Annotated in this window: 11 protein-coding genes; 4 read left to right on the top strand and 7 right to left on the bottom strand. The window is 67.8% G+C overall.

Annotated features, from left to right (window positions below):
- Positions 1–164 precede the first annotated feature (164 nt).
- Together WS46_RS10355 and WS46_RS10350 are read left to right on the top strand one after the other, a co-directional pair.
- A complete protein-coding gene (locus WS46_RS10355; protein ID WP_059529163.1) occupies positions 165–1,472 on the top strand; it encodes a dicarboxylate/amino acid:cation symporter in 1,308 nt (435 codons plus the stop codon).
- A gap of 13 nt (positions 1,473–1,485) precedes the next feature.
- Positions 1,486–2,427 (top strand): amino acid ABC transporter substrate-binding protein, encoded by a 942-nt coding sequence (locus WS46_RS10350; RefSeq protein ID WP_059690444.1) that lies wholly within the window; start codon positions 1,486–1,488, stop codon positions 2,425–2,427.
- A gap of 86 nt (positions 2,428–2,513) precedes the next feature.
- Here the strand turns inward: WS46_RS10350 and uvrA are convergent, their stop codons facing one another.
- From uvrA to WS46_RS36415, 4 genes are all read right to left on the bottom strand, one after another.
- Positions 2,514–8,417 (bottom strand): excinuclease ABC subunit UvrA, encoded by a 5,904-nt coding sequence (gene uvrA, locus WS46_RS10345; protein ID WP_059690443.1) that lies wholly within the window; start codon positions 8,415–8,417, stop codon positions 2,514–2,516.
- A gap of 420 nt (positions 8,418–8,837) precedes the next feature.
- Positions 8,838–9,500: an OmpA family protein gene (locus WS46_RS10340; RefSeq protein WP_059690442.1), complete on the bottom strand. Its 663-nt coding sequence runs from the start codon at positions 9,498–9,500 to the stop codon at positions 8,838–8,840.
- 126 nt (positions 9,501–9,626) lie between these two features.
- Positions 9,627–13,622, bottom strand: a complete 3,996-nt coding sequence (locus WS46_RS35220) for a YadA-like family protein (RefSeq protein WP_059690441.1) — start codon at positions 13,620–13,622, stop codon at positions 9,627–9,629.
- Positions 13,623–14,036: 414 nt separating this feature from the next.
- Complete coding sequence (locus WS46_RS36415; protein WP_257129951.1) at positions 14,037–14,165, bottom strand: hypothetical protein; 129 nt, start codon at positions 14,163–14,165, stop codon at positions 14,037–14,039.
- A gap of 940 nt (positions 14,166–15,105) precedes the next feature.
- Between WS46_RS36415 and WS46_RS10330 the strand changes: the two genes are divergently transcribed.
- Together WS46_RS10330 and WS46_RS10325 are read left to right on the top strand one after the other, a co-directional pair.
- Entirely contained in the window at positions 15,106–15,939 is an 834-nt protein-coding gene (locus tag WS46_RS10330) for a response regulator (RefSeq protein WP_059690440.1), read from the top strand.
- Positions 15,932–18,265 (top strand): sensor histidine kinase, encoded by a 2,334-nt coding sequence (locus WS46_RS10325; protein WP_059690551.1) that lies wholly within the window; start codon positions 15,932–15,934, stop codon positions 18,263–18,265. Before WS46_RS10330 ends, WS46_RS10325 begins: the two co-directional genes overlap by 8 nt.
- Before the next feature lie 150 nt (positions 18,266–18,415).
- On the opposite strand, the gene yjfF is transcribed toward WS46_RS10325, so the two are convergent.
- From yjfF to WS46_RS10310, 3 genes are read right to left on the bottom strand one after another with little or no spacing between them, the layout of a single operon-like run.
- Complete coding sequence (gene yjfF, locus WS46_RS10320) at positions 18,416–19,528, bottom strand: galactofuranose ABC transporter, permease protein YjfF (protein WP_059690439.1); 1,113 nt, start codon at positions 19,526–19,528, stop codon at positions 18,416–18,418.
- Positions 19,525–20,565, bottom strand: a complete 1,041-nt coding sequence (locus WS46_RS10315; protein WP_059690438.1) for an ABC transporter permease — start codon at positions 20,563–20,565, stop codon at positions 19,525–19,527. Before WS46_RS10315 ends, yjfF begins: the two co-directional genes overlap by 4 nt.
- Positions 20,562–22,076 (bottom strand): sugar ABC transporter ATP-binding protein, encoded by a 1,515-nt coding sequence (locus WS46_RS10310; RefSeq protein WP_059690437.1) that lies wholly within the window; start codon positions 22,074–22,076, stop codon positions 20,562–20,564. The genes WS46_RS10315 and WS46_RS10310 overlap by 4 nt, the downstream gene beginning before the upstream one ends.
- Positions 22,077–22,132 lie beyond the last annotated feature (56 nt).

Here is a 22,132-nt window from a genome sequence, read left to right as displayed (position 1 = left end):
GCCGGCCCCGCGCACCGCGGCGCCACCGGTGCAATCGTCGCCGGGCAATCGGTCGCGACACCGCGCTAGCGCAAACCCGCCCCCGGTTGCACTGTTCATCGCCGTTCGCGTCCTGTATTGTCCTTCCATCCCCGGTTGCGGAACCGGTGCATGGGAGGCTCACGATGCAGAAAAAGAACGCTGCAGCCATCTGGATCCTGATCGCGATGGTGGCAGGCATCCTGATCGGCTACATGATCTTCACGAGCTTTCCTGACAAAAAGGCCACCACCGAGATCGCCGGATACATCTCGCTGATCTCCGACGTGTTCCTGCGCCTGATCAAGATGGTGATCGGGCCGCTCGTCTTCTCCACGCTGGTCGTCGGCATCGCGCACATGGGCGACGCGGCATCGGTCGGGCGCGTGTTCGCGAAATCGATCGGCTGGTTCGTCACCGCGTCGCTGATCTCGCTGCTGCTCGGGCTGTTCATGGCGAACCTGCTGCGGCCCGGCGACAACCTCGGCCTGCCGCTGCCGGACATCGGCGCATCGGCGAATCTCGCGACGTCCAAGTTCACGCTCAAGGATTTCGTCGGCCACATGGTGCCGAGGTCGTTCGCCGAGGCGATGAGCAACAACGAGATCCTGCAGATCGTCGTGTTCTCGATGTTCTTCGGCGTGGCGCTCGCCGCGCTCGGCGAGCGCGGCAAGATCCTCGTGGCCGCGATCGACCAGCTGTCGCACGTGATGCTCAAGATCACCGGCTACGTGATGAAACTCGCGCCGCTCGCGGTGTTGGCGGCGATGGCCGCGACCGTCGCGGTCAACGGGCTGTCGGTGCTGCTGAAGTTCGCGGTGTTCATGGGCGATTTCTACGTGAGCCTGTTCCTGCTCTGGACCTTGCTCGTCTGCGCGGGTCTGCTGTTCCTCGGCCGCCGCGTATTCAAGCTGCTCGTGCTGATCCGGGAAGCGTTCATGCTGTCGTTCGCGACGGCCAGCTCGGAAGCCGCGTATCCGAAGATCCTCGACGCGCTCGACCGGTTCGGCGTCCGGCGCAGAATTTCGAGCTTCGTGATGCCGATGGGCTATTCGTTCAATCTCGACGGCTCGATGATGTACTGCACCTTTGCGGCGCTGTTCATCGCGCAGGCGTACAACATCCACCTGTCGCTCGGCACGCAGATCACGATGCTGCTGGTCCTGATGCTGACGTCGAAGGGGATGGCCGGCGTGCCGCGCGCGTCGCTCGTCGTGATCGCCGCCACGCTGCACCAGTTCGGGCTTCCGGAAGCCGGGCTGCTGCTGATCCTCGGTGTCGACACGTTCCTCGACATGGGCCGCTCGGCCACCAACGCGGTCGGCAATTCGATCGCCAGCGCCGTGGTCGCGAAGTGGGAAGGCCAGCTCATGTCGGAGGCGGAAGCCGAGGCCAACCTGGCGCGCATCGACGCGGAGCAGGAAGGGACGATCGCGCATCCGGCGGATGTCTGACGGAGGCCCGGCGATGAAGATGCAGCGATTCTGGCGCGCGCTCGCGCTCGCAGGCCTGCTTGCCGCGGGCGCCACCGCGCGCGCGGAAGATGCGCCGTCCACGACGCCGCGCGTCGAGCCGTTCGCGCCGGCCCAACTGACCGGCACGCTCGCGAAGGTACGCAGCAGCGGCACGATCGCGATCGGCTATCGCGACGCGTCGATCCCGTTCTCGTACCTGAATGCGCGCAACCAGCCGATCGGTTATTCGATCGAGCTCTGCAAGGCGCTCGTGTCGTCGATCGAGGATGCGGTCAACAAGAGCCTGACGATCCGCTGGGTGCCGGTCACGTCCGACAACCGCATCGACGCGGTGGTCAACGGCACGGTCGATCTGGAATGCGGCTCCACGACGAGCAACCTGGAGCGCCAGAAGCGCGTGGCGTTCTCGCCGATCATCTTCGTGGCCGGCACGAAGGTGATGGTGAAGCGAGGCTCGCCGATCCGCTCGTTCCGCGATCTCGCGGGCAGGAAGGTCGCGGTGACGGCCGGCACGACCAACGAGAAGGCGCTGCGCGACCTGGACGCGCGGTTCAGGCTCGGGATCCAGCTGCAGGTGGTGCCGGACCATGCGCAGGGCTTCGCGCTCGTCGCGAACGGTCAAGCCGACGCGTTCGCGACGGATGACGTGCTGCTGTACGGCCTGATTGCCGAGAATGCGGGCAAGGGCGGCAAGTACGACGTGGTTGGCGATTTCCTGTCATACGACCCGTACGGAATCATGTTCCGCAAGGACGATCCGCAGCTCGCGCAGGTCGTGAAAAGCACGTTCGAGGAGCTGGCCGTCGACGGCGAGATCACGCGACAGTACAAGCGCTGGTTCCTGCGCCCGCTTCCGTCGGGCATGAGTCTCAACCTGCCGATGAGCCCGCAACTTGAAACCATCATCGAGACGATCGGCGTCAAGGGCGAATGAGATTGCGCGGCTGACCGCACGGATGCATGTAAAGGCGGCCCCGATGTCTGAGCGGACACCGGGGCCGTTCACATGAAGCACCGCGTTCAACCGACCCGCGCTTCTCCCTGCCGCGCCGCGTCGCCGTCTTCCGTCGCCGTTCGCGCCAGCACGGGCTTCAGAGCGTGCCCGGTATGGCTCGCCCTCACCTGCGCGAGCCCTTCGGGCGGCGCCGCCGCGACGATCGTGCCGCCGCCCACGCCGCCTTCCGGGCCGAGATCGATGATCCAGTCGGCTTCCGCGATCACGTCGAGGTCGTGCTCGATCACGACCACGCTGTGCCCGCCGTCGACCAGCCGGTGCAGCACGCGGATCAGCTTCGCGACGTCGGCCATGTGCAGACCGACCGTCGGCTCGTCGAGCACGTAGAGCGTATGCGGCGCCCTCTGGCCGCGCCGCGTGATGTCGTCGCGCACCTTCGTGAGCTCGGTGACGAGCTTGATGCGCTGCGCCTCGCCGCCGGACAGCGTCGGCGACGGCTGGCCGAGCGTCAGGTAGCCGAGGCCGACATCCTTCATCAGCTGCAGCGGATGCGCGATGTTGGAAATCGGCGCGAAGAACTCCACGGCTTCGTCAATTTCCATCGTCAGCACGTCGCCGATGTTCCGGCCGCGCCACGTGACCGCGAGCGTCTCCGGATTGAAGCGCTGCCCGTGGCACACGTCGCACGGCACCTTCACGTCGGGCAGGAAGCTCATTCCGATCGTGCGCACGCCTTGCCCTTCGCAGGCCGGGCACCGCCCGTCGCCGGTGTTGAACGAAAAACGCGACGCCGTGTAGCCGCGCGCACGCGCTTCGAGCGTATCGGCGAACAGCTTGCGGATCGTGTCCCACACGCCGATGTAGGTGGCCGGGCACGAGCGCGGCGTCTTGCCGATCGGCGTCTGGTCGACTTCGAGCACGCGGTCGATCCGTTCCCAGCCGCTCAGCGACTCGCAGCCCTGCCACGCATGCGTGACGTTCAGCGACGGCCGCGGCGCGCGGCGCGCGAGCACGCTCGAGCGGCGGTTCGTGGCCGGCGCATCCTGCTGCGCGGCCTTGCGCGCGCGCCGCGTGGCCGGCGACGACAGCACCGAGCGGCCCACCGCATCGAGCAGGTTCGTCATCAGCACGTCGCGCGCGAGCGTCGACTTGCCCGAACCGCTGACGCCCGTCACCGCGACGAGCCGCGCGAGCGGAATGCCGACGGTGACGTCGCGCAGGTTGTGCAGCGTCGCGCCGTGCACGGTCAGCCAGCCCTCCGGCACTGCCGGTGCGCCCTGCTTGCCCGGCAGGCTCACCGCACGGCGCGGTTGCAGCGGGTGCGTCATCGGATGCGCGAGCAGGCGCCCCGTCACCGAGTCCGGCCGCGCGGCCAGATCGGCGACCGCGCCCTCGGCGACCAGCGTGCCGCCGCGCTTGCCGGCGCCCGGGCCCACGTCGATGATGTGATCGGCGCGGCGAATCGTGTCCTCGTCGTGCTCAACGACGACGAGCGTGTTGCCCTTGTCGCCGAGCTTGCGCAGTGCATCCAGCAGGATCTGGTTGTCGCGCGGATGCAGGCCGATCGTCGGCTCGTCGAGCACGTAGCACACGCCTTGCAGGTTGCTGCCGAGCTGCGCCGCGAGCCGGATGCGCTGCGCTTCGCCGCCCGACAGGCTCGGCGCCGCGCGATCGAGGCTCAGGTAGCCGAGTCCGACTTCCTCGAGAAACGCGAGGCGGCTGCCGATCTCGCTGACGATGTCGCGCGCGATCTGCGCGTCGCGCCCCGTCAGCTCCAGCGCGTCGATCCAGCGGCGTGTATCGGACACCGTCCACTGCGCGACCTCGACGATCGGATGCGCATCGAACGTGACCGCGCGCGCGGACGGGTTCAGGCGCGTGCCGCTGCAATCCGGGCACGGCTCGTTGCCGACGCCTTCCGGTTCCTGTTCGTCCGACGGCAGAGTCTGCTCGCGGCCGCGATCGTCCCCGGCGAGCACCGTGTCGTCGTACGCGGCGCGCTGTTCGCGCGTGAGCGTGACGCCCGTGCCGACGCAGGTCGTGCACCAGCCGTGCTTGCTGTTGTACGAGAACATCCGCGGATCGAGTTCCGGGTAGCTCGTGCCGCACACCGGGCACGCGCGCTTGACCGACAGCACCTTGATCTCGCCGACGCGCGCGGTCGAGCGGTCGTTCTGCATCGCGTGGTGCAGCCCGTCGAGCGGCGCGAGCAGGTGCATCACGCCCTTGCCGAGCTCGAGCGTCTCGTCGAGCACGCGCCGCAACTCGGCCTCGTTGTCCGGCGACACGACGATGTCGGCCACCGGCAATTCGATCGTGTGCTCGCGGAAGCGATCGAGCTTCGGCCACGGATCGACCGTCACGAACTCGCCGTCCACGCGCAGATGCGTGCTGCCGCGCGCCTTCGCCCACTTCGCGAGATCGGTATACACGCCCTTGCGGTTGACGACGAGCGGCGCGAGCAGCCCGACGTGCTCGCCGCGATGGTCGCGCAGCAACTGCGCGGCGATCGATTCGACGGTTTGCGACGTGACGGGCGTGCCGTCGTGGATGCAATGCTGCAGGCCGAGCTTCACGTACAGCAGCCGCAGGAAGTGCCAGACTTCGGACGTGGTCGCGACCGTGCTCTTGCGGCCGCCGCGCGACAGCCGCTGCTCGATCGCCACCGTCGGCGGAATGCCGTACACGGCGTCGACCTCCGGCCGCCCGGCCGGCTGCACGATCGAGCGCGCATACGCGTTCAGCGATTCGAGGTAGCGGCGCTGGCCTTCGTGGAACAGGATGTCGAACGCGAGCGTCGACTTGCCGGAACCCGACACGCCGGTGATCACGTTGAACTTGCCGTGCGGGATGTCGACGTCGAGCGCCTTCAGGTTGTGCTCGCGCGCATTGACGATCCGCACGACGTCCTCGCCCTCGATCGCGCGCCGCTCGCGGGCGGCGTTCAGCACGGCCTGCAGCGGCACGCCTTCGTCGGCGAGCGCGGTTTCGCCGTCCATCGCGCGGTCGTACTGCAGCAGCGCGACGCCGGTATGCGATTGCGCGCACGCCTTCACGTCGTCGGGCGTGCCCGCGCACAGCACGAGGCCGCCGCCGTCGCCGCCCTCCGGGCCGAGATCGATCAGCCAGTCGGCCGCGCGGATCACGTCGAGGTTGTGCTCGATCACGATCAGCGAATGGCCGGCCGCGAGCAGCTTGCCGAACGCCTGCATCAGCTTCGCGATGTCGTCGAAATGCAGCCCGGTCGTCGGTTCGTCGAACATGAACAGCTTCGCACGCGCGATGCGCGCCTCCTCGCTCGCGACGCGGCGCCCGCCCGCGGCGGCCGCCGATTCGGCGAGGAAGCCGGCCAGCTTCAGCCGCTGCGCTTCGCCGCCGGACAGCGTCGGCACCGGCTGGCCGAGCTTCACGTATTCGAGGCCGACGTCGACGATCGGTTGCAGCACGCGCAGCACCTCGGCATCGGTCGCGAAGAACGCCGCCGCTTCGCTGACGGTCAGGTCGAGCACGTCGGCGATGTTCAGCGCGCGGCCGTCGCGCTCGATGCGCACTTCGAGAATCTCGGCGCGGTAGCGGCTGCCGTCGCAATCCGGGCAGCGCAGATAGACGTCGCTCAGGAACTGCATCTCGATGTGCTCGAAGCCCGAGCCGCCGCAGGTCGGGCAACGGCCGTCGCCCGAGTTGAAGCTGAACGTGCCGGCGCCGTAGCCGCGCTGCAGCGCGAGCGGCGCCTTCGCGAACAGCTTGCGGATCTCGTCGAACGCGCCGACGTAGCTGGCCGGGTTCGAACGCGTGGTCTTGCCGATCGGCGATTGATCGACGAACACGACGTCGCCGACCTGGTCGGCACCCGTGAGATTGCGGAACGCGCCCGGCGACTCGGTCGCCTTGCCGTGGTGGCGCGCCATCGCCGGATAGAGCACGTCCTGCAGCAGCGTCGACTTGCCGGAACCCGACACGCCCGTCACGCACACGAGCCGCTGCAGCGGAATCTCGACCGTCACGTCGCGCAGGTTGTGCTCGGTCGCGCCTTCGAGCACGATGCGCGGCGTATTCGCGTCCACCGGGCGGCGCGCCCAGTTCGACGCATGCGCGACGTGCTTGCGGCCGCCGAGATACTCGCCCGTCAGCGTGTGCGCGGAACGGATGTCGCCCGGCGTGCCGTCGTAGACGATCGTGCCGCCGCGCTCGCCGGGGCCCGGCCCCATGTCGATCAGCCGGTCGGCCGCGAGCATCACCGACGGATCGTGCTCGACGACCACCAGCGTATTGCCCGCGTCGCGCAGCCGCTGCATCGCCTCGACGATCCGCGTGAGGTCGCGCGGATGCAGGCCGATGCTCGGCTCGTCGAGCACGAACAGCGTTTTGGTCAGCGACGTGCCGAGCGCCGTGGTCAGGTTGATCCGCTGCACCTCGCCGCCCGACAGCGTGCGGCTTTGCCGGTCGAGCGTCAGGTAGCCGAGCCCCACGTCGCACAGGTATTTGAGGCGCGTGCGCACCTCGGCGAGCAGCAGCTTCAAGGCATCGTCGAGCAGCGCGCTCGGCAGCGTGATCTCGTCGAAGAAGCGGCGAATGCGCTCGATCGGCAGCAGCATCAGGTCGTGCACCGTCAGGCCCGGCAGCGCCTCGAGCTGCGCGCGCGTCCAGTCGACGCCGCGCGGCATGAAGCGATTCGCGGGCGCGAGCACCGTATCGGCGTTCGCCTTCGAGCCGAGCCGCCACTGCAGCGATTCGGTCTTCAGGCGCGCGCCGCCGCAGACCTCGCACGGCGTGTAGCTGCGGTACTTCGACAGCAGCACGCGGATATGCATCTTGTACGCTTTCGATTCGAGATAGCCGAAGAAGCGTTTCACGCCGTACCACTGGCTCTGCCACTTGCCGTTCCAGTCCGGCGAGCCATTGATCACCCAGTCGCGCTCGGCGTCGGTCAGGTCGGACCACGGCGTATCGCGGCGGATGTCCGCCTTCGCCGCGTAGCGCATCAGGTCGTCCTGGCACTCCTTCCATGCGGGCGTCTGCATCGGCTTGATCGCGCCGCCGCGCAGTGTCTTGCGCGCGTCGGGAATCACCAGGCCGAGATCGACGCCAATCACGCGGCCGAAGCCGCGGCAGGTCTCGCATGCGCCGTATGCCGAGTTGAACGAGAACAGCGCCGCTTGCGGCTCCGCGTAGCGCAGGTCGCTGTCGGGGTCGTGCAGCCCCGTGGAGAAACGCCACACCTGCGGCTCGACGGTCGCGGCAAGCGCGTTCTCCGCTTCCGGCGCGAGCACGTAGACGTTCACGCGGCCGCCGCCGCGCTTCAGCGACGCCTCGATCGCCTCGACCACGCGCACCTTGTCGGCCTGCTGCACGCGGAAGCGGTCGGCCACCACGTCGAGCAGCTTGCGCGGGCCCGTGGGCGACGCGACTTCGCGCTGCGCCTGCACGCGCGTGTAGCCGCTCGCGGACAGCCACTGCGCGACTTCGTCCTCGGATGCGCTTTCCGGCAGCTCGACCGGGAACGTGACGACGACGCGCGGATCGTCGGCGCGCGTGCGCTCGACGAGTTCCGCGTAGATCGTCTCGGGCGTGTCGTGCCGCACCTGCCGCGCGGTCTGGCGGTCGAACAGCTCGGCCGCGCGCGCGTACAGCAGCTTCAGGTGATCGTTGAGCTCCGTCATCGTGCCGACGGTCGAGCGCGAACTGCGGACCGGATTGGTCTGGTCGATCGCGATCGCGGGCGGCACGCCGTCGACGCGCTCGACCTGCGGGCGGTCCATCCGGTCGAGGAACTGCCGCGCATACGCGCTGAACGTCTCGACGTAGCGCCGCTGGCCTTCCGCGTACAGCGTGTCGAACACGAGGCTCGACTTGCCGGAGCCCGACGGCCCGGTGACGACCGTCATTTCGCCGGTGCGCAGGTCGAGATCGAGGTTCTTGAGGTTGTGCTGACGTGCTCCGCGAATGCGGATCAGATTGCTGGATGACAATTTGCCTGCCCGTCTGAGTGAGTTAGCCGGAATTCACGGTGCCGGAACGCTGCGGCGGATTGCCCGCAGGCGCGGCGCACGTGCCGCACGGGTCATGCCCGCGCCGCTCGAGTTCGCCGGATACTATACTGTATATTCATACAGTTTTCCACGAACCGCACGAACGCGGGAAAGCGCCGCCGTTTCCTCGTACGAGGATTATGCGGCGGCACCGGACTCCGGACACCCGTTTCTCAAGCGCGTGGCCCGAACGGGCAACGGCGACACGGGCAAGGCAGGGACGCGCGAGTCGATCGGATCGTCGCGCGCGCGGCAAGACAGTCGATTGGGCAGGCCCGACGAAAGCTGGTGCCGCTACCGCGAGCGCGCCGCGCCGCCAGGCGTCGACGGCCACGCCCGCGGCAACCCGCGCGCCGCGCCTTACCGCTGCAACGAGATTTCCACCCGGCGATTGCGCGCCCGTCCCTCGGCCGTATCGTTCGAGGCGGCCGGATCGGCTTCGCCGTGCCCGGTCGCTTCAAACGAATCCGCCTTCAGCCCGCGCTCTCGCAAATACGCGGCGACCGCATCGGCGCGGCGCTTCGACAGCGTCTGGTTGTGCGCATCCGGGCCGGTCGCATCGGTATAGCCGTCCACTTCGACACGCGAGAAATGCCTGTCGCCTTGCCGGTTCAGCAACGTGTCGAGCTCCGCACGCGCGGCCGGCGAGAGCACCGCGGAGTCGGTCGCGAAGTACGCATCGCCGGTGAGGCTCACTTTCTCGACCGGGGCCGGTGCCGGCGCAACGGCCGCGGCAGCCGGCGCGGGCGCCGCGCCGCACTGGAACGCGATCGAGTGCGGATCGGCGCCGTCGCGGAACGGCGTCGTGGAATCGACCAGGCGCACGGGCTCGTTGCCGCACATGCGCGTTGCGACCTTCATGCAGGTCTTCGCGGTCGACAGGATGCCGTGGCAGTCGACCTGGAACGTCCGGATACCGTTTCGCGACTGCAGTTCGTAGGCGTTGTACGTCGGCCCCGACGCGCTCGAACAGGCTGCGAGGGACACGACGGACGCCAGCAAGGCAAGATGGATATTTTTCACTTGAGGACTCCGAAAATGCGTTGGGCACGGCGCGTGCGGCGCGATGGCGCGGCCGCATGCGCATGCGTTTGCGCTCGGCGCGGTCCGCCCCGGCAACGTGTGCCGGGAACGAACCGCCGCGCGCGATCACTTCCACTGATACAGCATGCCCGCGCCGACGACGCGCTGGCTGCCGGCGAAACCGCCGTTCAGCGTCGCCTTCAGGTTCTCCGTGATGCGGGCCTGCACGCCGACCGCCATGGCCTTCTGGCCCTGGAACGACGCCGTGCCGACACCCATCGCGAAGTTCGAATCGCGGTCCATGTGCGGGATCGACGCCATCGCGGCGGTCGCGGCGATCCCCTCGCGCGCCATCGAATCGGTCTGCTGGATCTGCTGCTGCATCTGCGTGAGCTGATTGTTGACCGTGTTCAGCGATTGCGTGAACTGGTTCGATACCGCATTCAGCTGGTTCACGTTCACCGCGTCGGTGCCCTGCGTGCCCGCCGCGACGTTGACGACTTGCCGCGCCGAATCCGCCGAGCCGACCGCGACGACGTTCGAGCGGCCGCCGTCGTTGCTGCCCGCGCCGACCGCCGCCGAATTGCTGCCCGACGAAGTCGCCCCGACGCCGAGCGCGGTCGAGCCGCTGCCGGACGCCGTCGATCCGTTGCCGACGGCCGTGCTGTTCGAACCGGAAGCCACCGCGCCCGAGCCGCCGGCCGACGAGTTCGAGCCTGACGGCCCCGGCGGCACGTTGCCGCCGGACGGGTTCGACGTGTAGGAACCGCCGAGGTTGGTCGTACGCTTGTCGATGAGCGTCGTCAGCTGGTTCGCGACCGAGTCGAGCTGCGACACGTTCACCGCGTCCGTGCCGTTCTTGCCGGCGGCGAGCCCGGTGATCTGCCGGTTGCCGACGTTCACTTCGCCGGCCGACGACTGCGGGCTGCTCAGGCCGTATGCAACGTAGTTCGTCAGCGCGCCGACTGTCGTCAGCGAACCGGCGCCCAGCGCCACGCTGTTGGCGAACGTCGCCGACGCGCCGGCGCCGAGCGCGAGGGCGTCGGTCGCGTTGCTGCGCGCACCGGAACCGAGCGCGACGCTGCCCACGCTGACCGCCGCCGCATTCGCGCCCTGCGCGACGGACTGCGCGCCGGTCGCCGTCGCACCGCTGCCGAGTGCGATCGCGTCGGCCTGCGCGGAACTCGCCGCCTGCCCGATCGCGATCCCGCCCGGCGCGGTCGCATCGACGATCGCGCCGTTGCCGATGCCGACGCCGTTGTCGCCGTTGACGACCGTCGTCGGCCCCACCGCGACCGATTCCGCGCCGACGGCGAGCGAATCCGCCGCCGTCGAATTCGCGTGGAAGTATTTCTGGCCCGTGACCGCGAACGACTGCAATGCGCCGGCAAGCTGCCGCACCGTGACCGCGTCTTGCTGGCCCGTGCCGTCCGCGACGTTGGTGATCTGGCGATACGTCCTGCTGGTCGCGTCGCCGACCGACACCGCACCGAGCAGCGTCTGGTCCGTCGTGTTGAACGGGATCGACGCGGTGCCGTTGCGGATGGTCCCGGACGCCGGCACCGTCGCGCGGTCGGCCACCGAACCCGAGCCGAGCGCGATGCTGCCGTCGACGCGAGAAATGGCGTTCGGCCCGATCGCCACGCTGTCGACGCCGAGCGCCTGGCTGTCCGGCGCGGTCGAGTTCGCGTGGAAGTACTTGATGCCGTGCGCGTTGATGTTGTCGACCGCGGAGCCGACGTTGTTGTTGATCGTCGTCGAGCCGTCGCTGTTGTACGTCACGTACGACGGCGCCGAGATCGTGCCGGTCGTCGGATCGTAGGTGGCCCCGCCGCCGATCGCGCCGGCCGTGCTGTTGCCGAGGTTGGTGTTGTTGTTCACGACGGAGCTCAAGCCCGTCGACAGTGACCCGATGCTCGTCGACGTGGCGGTCGACAGCGACGTCAGGTTGCTGTTCGTGCTCGACAGGCCGGTCGACAGCGAGCCGATGGTGGTCGATGTCGAGGTCGACAGCGACGTGATCGCGCTGTTCGTCGAGCTCAGGCCCGTCGACAGTGATCCGATGCTCGTGGACGTGGCAGTCGACAGCGAGGTCAGATTGCTGTTCGTCGAACTCAAGCCGGTGGACAGTGAACCGACGATGGTCGAGGTCGACGTCGACAGCGACGTGATCGAACTGTTGGTCGAACTCAGGCCGGTCGACAGCGAACTGATGCCCGTCGACGTGGAGGTCGACAGGGACGCGACGGAACTGTTCGTCGAGCTCAGGCCCGTGGAAAGCGAACTGATCCCGGTCGAGGTCGACGTGGACAACGACGTGATCGCGCTGTTCGCCGACGACAAGCCCGTCGACGTCGAGGTCGACAAGGACGTGATGCTCGACAGCGTCGACGTCGACAGCGACGTCACCGCCTGGTTCGTCGCATCGAGCTGCGACCCGTTGATCGCGTCCGTGCTCGACGAACTGATCCGCCCGGCCGCGACGTTGGTGATCTGGCGCTCGCTGCCCGCCGCGCCGACGCTGACGACGCTGGTCGGATTGATGCCGTTGAAGCTGTACGTGACGCCGCCGATCGTCGCGGACGCCGTCGGATTCGGCGCGGCCGTCACCGAGCCGGAACCGAGCGCGACATCGTTGGCGTTGTTCGCCACGGCCGACGCGCCGAACGCCACCGCGCCCGCCGCTGCCGCCGTCGACGTATTGCCAAGCGCGAGGGAGCCCACGCCCTGCGCGTTGTTCGAATTGCCGATCGCCACCGCGCCGTTGCCGTTCGCGGTGTTGTTCGAGCCCATCGTCACCGCGCCGGTGCCGATCGCGGTGCTCGGATCGCCGATGGCGACCGCGCCGTTGCCGCTCACGGTCTGACCTTCGCCGAGCGCGACGGCGCCGGTGCCGCTCAGGACCTGCGAGTTGTTCCCGCCGGCGATCGAGCCCGCGCCCGCCGCCGCCGCGACCGAGTTGCTGGCGCCGATTGCGACCGTGGCGCCCGCCGCCGCCACGCTGTTGATGCCGATCGCCGTCGCATTCACGGCAGACGCCGTCGCGCCGGCGCCCAGCGCGGTGCCCGATATGCCCGTCGCGAGCGCGAGATTGCCGAGCGCGACGCCGAACTGCTGCGTCGCAGTCGACTGCACGCCCATCGCGATCGAGCTGAGGCCCGACGCATTCGCGTTCAGGCCGAACGCCAGCGCATTGTCGGCGCCCGCCGAGGTATTCGAGCCCATCGCGATCGAACTGGTGCCGAGCGATTGCGCACCCGACCCCGGCACGCCTGCCGTGCCGCCCCAGCCGATGGCAATCGACGACGTGCCCTTCGCGCCGCTGTTCACGCCCACGGCCACGGCCGAATTGCCGGAAGCGAGCGAGCCGCTGCCCACGGCTACGCCGGCCGCGCCCGAACTCGTCGACTGATTGCCGAGCGAGACGGAGCCCGTATTCGTGGCGTTTGACGAAAAACCGAGCGCGACGGCTTGCGCCCCCGACGCGACCGATCCGAGGCCGAGCGCGGCCGCGTATTGACCGGAGGCCGTCGCATTGTTCCCGAGCCCGATCGCGGACACGCCGATCGCCGACGCACCGCTGCCGATCGCCACCGAGCCGCTTTGGGTCGAGCTCGACAGGTTGCCGATCGCGACCGAATAGTTGCCGGAGCCGATCGCCTGCACGCCCATCGCCACGCTGTTGACGCCGGTTGCCTGAGAATTGATGCCGACGGATGTCGAACCGTCGGCAATGGCGTGCGCGCCCGGGCCGATCGCCGTGGCTGAAACGCCCGTCGCCGTGGACAGGTTGCCGAACGCGGTGGAATTCACCTGCGTGGCGACCGAACCGTTACCGACGGCGATCGAACTCGCGCCGCCGGTCGCGGAGCCGCCCCCCGCCGAATACTGCGCGTGGGCGCCCGCCTGGAACAAGCCGAGATACGCGGCCGCGACCAGCGTCGCGATTCGCCGCGGCGACAGCCCCGCCAGCACTGTCGTGCCAGCGCCAGCGTCCGGTGCCGCATGCGCATCCGCACGTCTCGACGACACCACGCGCTTGCCGCGCGCGCGATCGAGCTCGGACGCCGCGACCCACGCCCCCAGTGCTTCGTTCCAGATCGACTTGAACGACTTGTTCATCTCGTTTTCCCTCGGTTTTCGTGTGCTGAATCACGCGACAGCGAACGCGACGGCAAACGAAGCGCGCATCCATGCACGCGCGCCCATCGCCTCGCACCGCTCCATTGCTTCACTTCGTACGACTAACTTGATTGCGAACGGCCCCGCACGACAGTCGCGACCGCTGTCGCGATCGCACGACCGCACACCGCTCGTGCCAATCGGACACGCGGCGCGGCGACGATCGCGGGTTATCGACTCACGGACACCGACATCGCTGGGCCAGGCGACGGCGCGACGCGCCCCGCGCCCGCGAAACGAACGCGTGCGGACACCGTCGCGCCGGACCCGCGGCGACGTCGAATCTCATGAGGAGGCGTCGTTCAGACGCCGGATGGAAGCAGCCGGCCTGACCTGCAGACCGGCCGCCCAGGTTCATTCGGGAGGCGGATGCCGCCGTGCGGCCCCGTGGGTTGACGCATGCGCCGCAGGATCGCGAACGCTGACAGCCGACACCGGTTCGAGCGAACCGGTGCGTTGATCTGCCATGCCTTTGATGTTCATGTCTTCTCGTGCCCGTCTGATCGACAGCGGTATCGCGCGACCGCCGTTCGAAGGATCGAACTGCCCGGCGATCGACGCGTACCCGCTCACCCCTTTTTACATCCAGGCCACCGCCGGACATTCCGGATTTCCGGAAATACCGCCGACTGACCGGATGACCCCTTCATTCCATTTATCGACTGACTTTCTTTGACGATTTCTTGCTGCCTGATGTGTCAAACTCGCATCGACTTCTGCATTCACCGATGCACCTTGTTACATCGGTACATTCGAAGAATGATGAAGTTTTTATTACCCTCGTGCCGGTTTCCGTCACACCGCTGCAATCCCGGAATATGAGATTGACAGCATGTAATGTCACATTGAATATTGCGCCCCGAAAAAGGCGGCGACGGCAAAACGTTTGCGGTGAATTCGCTGGTCATCCAGAACCGATTCCATCCGCCTCCAGTCTAGTGTGCCGGGGTTCGTCAGACCAAACCTTTTCCCGGGCGGAAAAATGCTTTTCCAGAGCGGACGATATTTACATTCATACAAGCCCGCCGGGCTGAAAATTTAAATATGAAAGTAATTTCAACCCGCCACCGATAAGATTTCCATTACGAGGCAATGAATTGATGAAATCGACCAGCACCGAATTCGGGCATGGCAACGACATAATTCGTTCAAAATCATTGTTCGGGCCACGGCATTTTCATAAAGAATCACGCGGCAATAAAAACCGATATTCGGCGGGCAATCAGGAAAGTTTTTCCGCTCCCTTTTTCGTCGAACCTTTCGGAGCGGCCATGCGCCCGCTCAGCCGTGTCAGACATGCCCCCACGGACCGCACGGAATCCTCACCGACGACTTTGTTGTCGGCATATAATTTTTCGCAACAATCGTGCATATAGATGCATCGATTCCGACCCCAGCCTACCCTCCCTTCGCGTTCGCAACCATGTCATCCCGCTCGTCCAGTCCGGCGTCGCTCCGCGTCACGCCGGATCTCGTTGGCGCACACATTCTCGTCGTAGATGACCGACCGAACGACCTGCGGCTCCTGACGGAGATCCTGCGTTCCGCGCGCTGCCGGATCAGCGTCGCGTTCGATGGTCTGCAGGCCTATCACCGTGCGCAGGCGATCGCGCCCGACCTGATCCTGATGGATGTGCGGATGCCGCGCATGGATGGCTTCGCCGCGTGCCGGCTGCTGGCCTCGACGCCGTCGACGCAGAACATTCCCGTCATCATCCTGACTGCCGCGAGCGATCTCCAGGATCGCATCGCAGGGCTCGAAACCGGTGCGCTCGACTACATCGTGAAGCCGTTCGAACCGGTCGAGGTCATTGCACGGATCCGCAATCATCTGAAACGGGCGCGACGCAGCCAGCCGTTCGCGCATCTGCCCAAGCTGCCCGACCACCCCGACGCCGCCCTGGTGCGCGCGGCAAGCGACATCCTGCTGCGCGAGCTGCGCAACCCGCCCGGGCTCGACGAACTCGCGAGACAGGTCGGCACACACGAAAAACGGCTGTCGCGCGTGTTCCGCGATCATCTCGGCCAGACCGTATTCGAATACCTGCGCGACACACGGCTGCGCGCCGCGAAGCACTTTCTCGCCGAGACGTCGATGGGCATCGGCGACATCGCCGAGGAGATCGGCTTCTCGACGCCGGGCAATTTCGCGACGGCCTTTCGCGAACGGTTCGGTATCACGCCGTCGGACTGGCGGCGCCAGCGGCCGACGATCGATGCTCCGCCGCCGGCGCATGACTGCCCGCGCGATGCATAGGCGTCGCACCTCGTGCTGGCACGCGATGGTGCTGCTGCTGACGGCACTGGTGCTCGCCTGCGCGACACACCGGGCCGCCGCGACGGAAAACCCCGCACAGCTGGACGCGGTCTCGTTGCTCGAGGATCCGGGCACGCAGTTGTCCGTCGACCAGGCCGCCGCACGGCTCGCCGAGTCTCAACGTCGTGCTGCCGCGGCGGCGCGACCGTCGTTCAACATCGAATTCTCACGCTCCGCTTGGTGGGTCGGCGCGACGCTGGTCAACGGCGACCGCGTCGAACAGCCGATGGTGCTGGCGATCCGCGACGCACGCGTCGACCGCGCCGATTTCTACGTCGGGCACGGCGGCACGTGGACGCTCGCCGGCCGCTTCCCGGCCGACGAAAACGGCATGAGCCGGCCGGCGTCCCGGTATCCGGTGCTCGATGCGACGCTGCGCCCGGGCGAACGGTTGCCCGTCCTGATCCGCATCACGTCGCGCAAGGAACTGCGGCTCGCGCCGAGCGCCTTCACGCGCGACGCATGGCAGGCCCACGAGCTGCACGCGACCATGTGGAACTTCGGCTTTCTCGGCGGGCTGCTCGCGCTCGTGTGGTGTGCGCTGCTGATCGGCTTCTTCTCGCGCAGCGGCATGTTCGTCGTGCTGGCGATGCTCGCGTTGAACACGACGCTGTTCGAGGCAACCTACCGCGGCTACACCGCGCTGTATCTGTGGCCCGCCGCGCGCGAATGGTCGGCGCGCGGCGAGGTGATCTTCGTCTACCTGTCGGTCGTGTGCTTCATCGCGTTCATCCTGACGGTCGCCCGTCGCGAGAAGGCACGCATCCCGTTCCGCGCGATCTACGCGGGGTTCATCGCGCTCGAGTGCGCGGGCATCGCCGGGGCCGCATGCGGCGACCTGCTCACGTTTACGTGGTTCTGCCTGCGGCTGAACACCGTGCTGGCGATCGTGAACCTCACCCTCGCGCTGACGCTCGCGATTCGCCGGACGCCGACGGGCCGCGTGATGCTGATCGCGATCGCGTTCGCGAGCTTCAACATGGTGATCCGCATTCTCGACGGCAAGGACGCAATCCCGGCCTGGCTGTTCTGGCTCAAGTCCGACATCTACCCGAACCCCGTCATCGCGATCATCGGTCTCGCCACGCACCTGCTCGTGCTGGCCGCGTGGATCAACCACGTGGGCCGTCAGCGCACCGAAGCACGCAAGCGCCTCGAGCAGTGGCAGCTCACCGAACAGGATCGCCTGCGCGACGAAGTCGCGAAGCGCACGGTCGCGCTCAACGACGCGCTGCAACAGGTTCGCATGCACATGCAGCAGAAGATCGAGACGCTCGGCTACGTGAGCCACGACCTGCGCGCGCCGCTGTCGACGATCAACGGCTACGCGAAGCTGCTGCTGCAAGGCGCGACGCGCAGCCAGGCGCGGCTGATCCGCTCGATCGACCGCAGCATCCGCTACCAGCTCACGCTGATCGACGAATTGCTGCAATACACGAAGGCGGAGTTGCAGCCGCTCGGCATTTCGCCGCACGCGACCGACCTGCCCGGCCTGCTGAACGACATCGTCGACTATGCGGTCGCGCTGTGTTCCCAGCAGGACAACCGGTTCGTCTACCGGCCGCTGACGCCGTTGCCGCGCAAGCTGTCGATCGACGGCATTCGGCTGCAGCAAGTGCTGCTCAACCTGCTGTCAAACGCGTCGAAGTTCACGCGCGACGGCACGGTCACGCTGTCGGTCGGCGCGTATCCGGAAGGCGATGCATGGCGGATCGTGTTCGAGGTCGCCGACACCGGAATCGGCATCGACATCGACAAGACCACCGACATCTTTCGTGCATACCAGCAGGTGCAGGCGGTGAACGGCGGCACCGGGCTCGGCCTGTTCATCGCGCAGCGGATCGTCGGCGCGATGCACGGCGAGCTGGCCGTGTCGAGCCAGCCGGGCGTCGGCACGTCGTTCACGTTCCAGATCGTGGCGCCCGCGATCGGCCGCGCGATGATCCCGGCGTCGGCGCTCGTGCGCGCCGCCGAATCCGCCGATCCAACCGGGCCCGTGCCGGACGCACACGCGATGCGCTGTCCGCCTGCCGACGCGCTCGACGAGCTGGCCGTGCTCGCGAGCGAAGGCCGCCTCACCGATATCGAGGAATGGCTCGGACAGCACGCGCATGCACCACGGCATGCCGCGTTCGTGCAGGCGATGCGCGAGCGCCTGGACACGCTGGATCTGCCGGCGATCGAACGACTCGCCGAGTCGCTGAAGCACACGGGCATCGCGGATGCGTCGTTCGACGTGGAACCCGACATGGCCGGGCCGGCGTGATTACAACGCACGCGTCGCTGTCGCGCGACGCGCATTCGCGAATCGGTCAAACGCGGCTGGCGGCCGCGCCGAAGCGCCGTTGACAGCCGCCAACGGCGACGCAGCAAGCAATGTCGGCCAACGAAGAAGCCCGCCAAAGGCGCGCCGGCATCACGCCGAACGTTGCATACGCAACAACATGCGCATCGTCGAACCGAGCGCCGCATCGTCGCGCGGCGCGGCGGCGGGCGTCACCTGCGCGGCATCGCGCTTCCGCCGCTTCGGATCGAGCCCGGTCCCACCGCTACGCCGCCGCGCCGCGTGCCGCTCGATGACCCGCTGCAGCAGACAGAACACGCACAGCAGCGCGCCGATCACGATCCGCGTCCACCACGAACTCAGCGTGCCGTCGAACGTGATCAGCACCTGGATCGTGCCGAGAATGCCGACGCCGAACACCGACCCGATCACGTACCCCACCCCGCCCGTGAGCAGCGTGCCGCCGATCACGGTCGCGGCGATTGCGTCGAGCTCCATCCCCTGCGCCTGCAGCCCGTAGCCGGACAGTACGTACAGCGTGAACACCACGCCGCCGAGCGCCGAACAGAAGCCGCTCAGCGCATACACGCCGACCTTCGTGCGCGCGACCGGCAGCCCCATCAGCAGCGCCGATCGCTCGTTGCCGCCCACCGCATACACGTTGCGGCCGAAGCGCGTGAAATGCGCGACGTAGATCGCGGCGGCCAGCGTCGCGAGCGCGATCAGCGCGCCCGCGCTCAGCGTCCCGCCGCCGACCGGCACGCTGATGCCCGCGAGCGCATGGAAGGTCGGCTCGTTGATCGTGATCGACTGCGTCGTGATCAGGAAGCATGCGCCGCGCGCGAGAAACATCCCGGCGAGCGTGACGATGAACGGCTGCAACCGGAAGTAATGAATCAACGCACCCATCGCCGCGCCGTACAGCGCGCCGAACACGAGCACGAGCGGGACGATCACCCAGACGGGCCAGTGCAATCGTTCGGCGCCGACCGCGCAGAAGATCGTTGTCAATGCAACGACAGAGCCGACCGACAGGTCGATGCCGCCCGACACGATCACGAACGTCATCCCGATCGCGACGATCAGCAGGAATGCGTTGTCGACGAGCAGCCCGGTCAGCACCTGCATCGAGAAGAAGCCCGTGTACATCACGGATCCGAAGCTGAACAATGCGGCGAACAGCACGATCGTCACGACGATCGGCAGCGTGCGCGGGTCGGTAAACCGTGCGAAGAATCGGTTCATCGCGGCGTGGCTCCGGTGGTGGTGCGCGAACGGATGGAAGACAGCAGCCGCGACGCATGCTGGATCACCCGCGCGCGCGCCGCGTCCGACTGGATCAGCGTCACGACGATCACGACGAGCGCCTTCACGACGAGCGTCGCCTCCGGCGGCACGCCGATCGAATACGTCGTATAGGTGAGCGTCTGGATGATCAGCGCGCCAAGCACGGAGCCCGCGAGGCTGAAGCGGCCGCCGAGCAGCGACGTGCCGCCGAGCGTCACCGCGAGGATCGCGTCGAGTTCGAGCAGCAGCCCCGCGTTGTTGCCGTCGGCGCTGCGCACGTTCGAGCTGGCGAGGATGCCGGCGAGCGCCGACATCACGCCGGAGAACAGATAGACGCCGAACACGACCGCCCCCGCGCGCAGCCCGACGAGCCGCGTCGCGACCGGATTCACGCCGATCGCGCGGATGAACAGGCCGAGCGCCGTACGGTTCACCAGCAGCGCGGTCGCCGCGATCGTCGCGATCGCGATCCAGACCGAGCACGGCACGGCCGCGAGATAGCCGCCGCCGAGTTCGAGGTAGCCCGGCGCGCCGATCGGGATGATCTGTCCGCCGGTCAGCAACTGCGCGATGCCGCGCCCGGCGACCATCAGGATCAGCGTCGCGATGATCGGCTGCATCCCAACGAACGCGACGAGCACGCCGTTCCATGCGCCCGCGAGCAACCCGACGCCGAGCGCGGCGGCCAGCGCCGTGCCGACCCGCGTCGGATCGCCGTCGAGCACGATCGCCGCGGCCGCGCCGGCGATCGCGACGATCGCGCCGACCGAGATGTCGATCCCGCGCGTCGCGATCACGAGCGTCATGCCGAGCGACACGATCACGAGCGGTGCCGCGCGATTCAGGATGTCGATCGGCGCGCCGAACAAGTGGCCGTCGAGCACCGCGATCGACAGGAAGCCCGGCCGATACGCGACGTCGAGCGCGAACAGCAGCGCGAGCGTCAGCACCGGCCACACGAGCGGATGGCGAAGCAACGTGCGTAACCGGATCATGACCGGCCTCCCGCGATCAATTGATACACGTGTTCCTCCGACGCCTCGGCACCGGTCAGTTCGGCGACCTTGCGGCGATCGCGCAGCACCGCGATCCGGTGGCTCACGCGCACCACTTCGCTGATCTCCGACGAGATGAACAGGATCGCGAGCCCCTGCGCGCACAGCGCGAGCACGCGCTCCATGATGTCGAATTTCGCGGCGACGTCGATGCCGCGCGTCGGCTCGTCGAGGATCAGCAGCTTCGGCTCCGTCGCGAGCCAGCGCGCGAGCAGCACCTTCTGCTGGTTGCCGCCGGACAGCAGCCCGATCGGTTGCTCCGCGTCGCGCGCCTTGATGCCGAGCCGCGCGATGTACGTCTCGGCGAGTTCGCGCTGGCGCGCGCGGCTGATCAGCCGCCACCAGCCGCGCCGCGCCTGCAGCGCGAGGACGATGTTCTCGCGGATCGACAACGCCGCGACGATCCCCTCCTTCTTGCGATCCTCCGGGCAATACGCGATCCCGTTGCGAACGGCATCGTGCGGCGACGCGAGCCGCTTGCGCGTGCCGTCGATCTCGATCGCGCCGGTGTCGGTGCGCTCGGCCGCGAACGCGAGCCGCGCGGTTTCCGTGCGCCCCGAGCCGAGCAGCCCGGCCAGCCCGACGATTTCGCCGGGCCGCACGTCGAGATCGAGCGGGCTCATCATCCCGCGCCGGCCGGCCTGCTGCATCGACAGGAACGGCGCAGCCGCGTCGGCGTCGCGCTGCACGGCCGCCGCGCCCGCTTGCAGCGTGCCGGACATCGGTTCGCGGCCGGTCATCTTCGCGACGAGCATGTCGACCGGCAGGTCGCGCGCGAGATACTCGCCCTCGCGCTCGCCGTTGCGCATCACGGTGATCCGGTCGGACACCGCATAGGTCTGTTCGAGAAAGTGCGTGACGAACAGGATCGCCATCCCCGACGCCTTCAGTCGGCGCAGCACGTCGAAGAGCCGCGCGACCTCGCCGTCGTCGAGGCTCGACGTCGGTTCGTCGAGAATCAGCACGCGCGCATCGACCGACACGGCCCGCGCGATCGCGACCATCTGCTGCACCGCGATCGGATGCGCGTCGAGCGAACGCGTGACGTCGAGCGACAGGTCGAGCTCGGCGAGCGCATCGCGCGCCCGCGCATGGATCGTCTTCCAGTCGATCGCGCCGCGCCGCATCGGCTGCCGGCCCGCGAAGATGTTCTCGGCGACCGACAGGTTCGCGCACAGGTTCACTTCCTGGTACAGCGTCTGGATCCCGGCCGCCTCGGCCTCGCGCGGCGCGGCGAACCGCACCGGCGCGTCGCCGACGCGAATCTCGCCCGCGTCGTGCGCATGCACGCCGGTCAGCACGTTGATCAGCGTCGACTTGCCCGCGCCGTTCTGGCCCATCAGTGCATGAATTTCGCCCGGAAACAACCGGAAGTTCACGCGCTGCAGCGCGTTCACGCCCGGAAACGCCTTGTCGATGCCGATCATCTCGACCACCGGCGGATTCGTCATGGATCGCCCTCGATTCGAGGCGGACGACGGACGACGGCAGCCGCGCCGCCGCCCGC

It is taken from the genome of Burkholderia sp. RF4-BP95, from assembly GCF_001521985.1.
Taxonomy (GTDB): domain Bacteria; phylum Pseudomonadota; class Gammaproteobacteria; order Burkholderiales; family Burkholderiaceae; genus Burkholderia; species Burkholderia diffusa.
This window is presented reverse-complemented; position numbering and strand designations above follow the sequence as displayed.

Bases quoted from the DNA above. Each gene is read 5' to 3' on its own strand.
- WS46_RS10355 (WP_059529163.1), top strand. From the start codon at position 165: ATGCAGAAAAAGAACGCTGCAGCCATCTGGATCCTGATCGCGATGGTG.
- WS46_RS10350 (WP_059690444.1), top strand. From the start codon at position 1,486: ATGAAGATGCAGCGATTCTGGCGCGCGCTCGCGCTCGCAGGCCTGCTT.
- WS46_RS35220 (WP_059690441.1), bottom strand. From the start codon at position 13,622: ATGAACAAGTCGTTCAAGTCGATCTGGAACGAAGCACTGGGGGCGTGG.
- WS46_RS36415 (WP_257129951.1), bottom strand. From the start codon at position 14,165: ATGAACATCAAAGGCATGGCAGATCAACGCACCGGTTCGCTCGAACCG.
- WS46_RS10330 (WP_059690440.1), top strand. From the start codon at position 15,106: ATGTCATCCCGCTCGTCCAGTCCGGCGTCGCTCCGCGTCACGCCGGAT.
- WS46_RS10325 (WP_059690551.1), top strand. From the start codon at position 15,932: ATGCATAGGCGTCGCACCTCGTGCTGGCACGCGATGGTGCTGCTGCTG.
- yjfF (WP_059690439.1), bottom strand. From the start codon at position 19,528: ATGAACCGATTCTTCGCACGGTTTACCGACCCGCGCACGCTGCCGATC.
- WS46_RS10315 (WP_059690438.1), bottom strand. From the start codon at position 20,565: ATGATCCGGTTACGCACGTTGCTTCGCCATCCGCTCGTGTGGCCGGTG.
- WS46_RS10310 (WP_059690437.1), bottom strand. From the start codon at position 22,076: ATGACGAATCCGCCGGTGGTCGAGATGATCGGCATCGACAAGGCGTTT.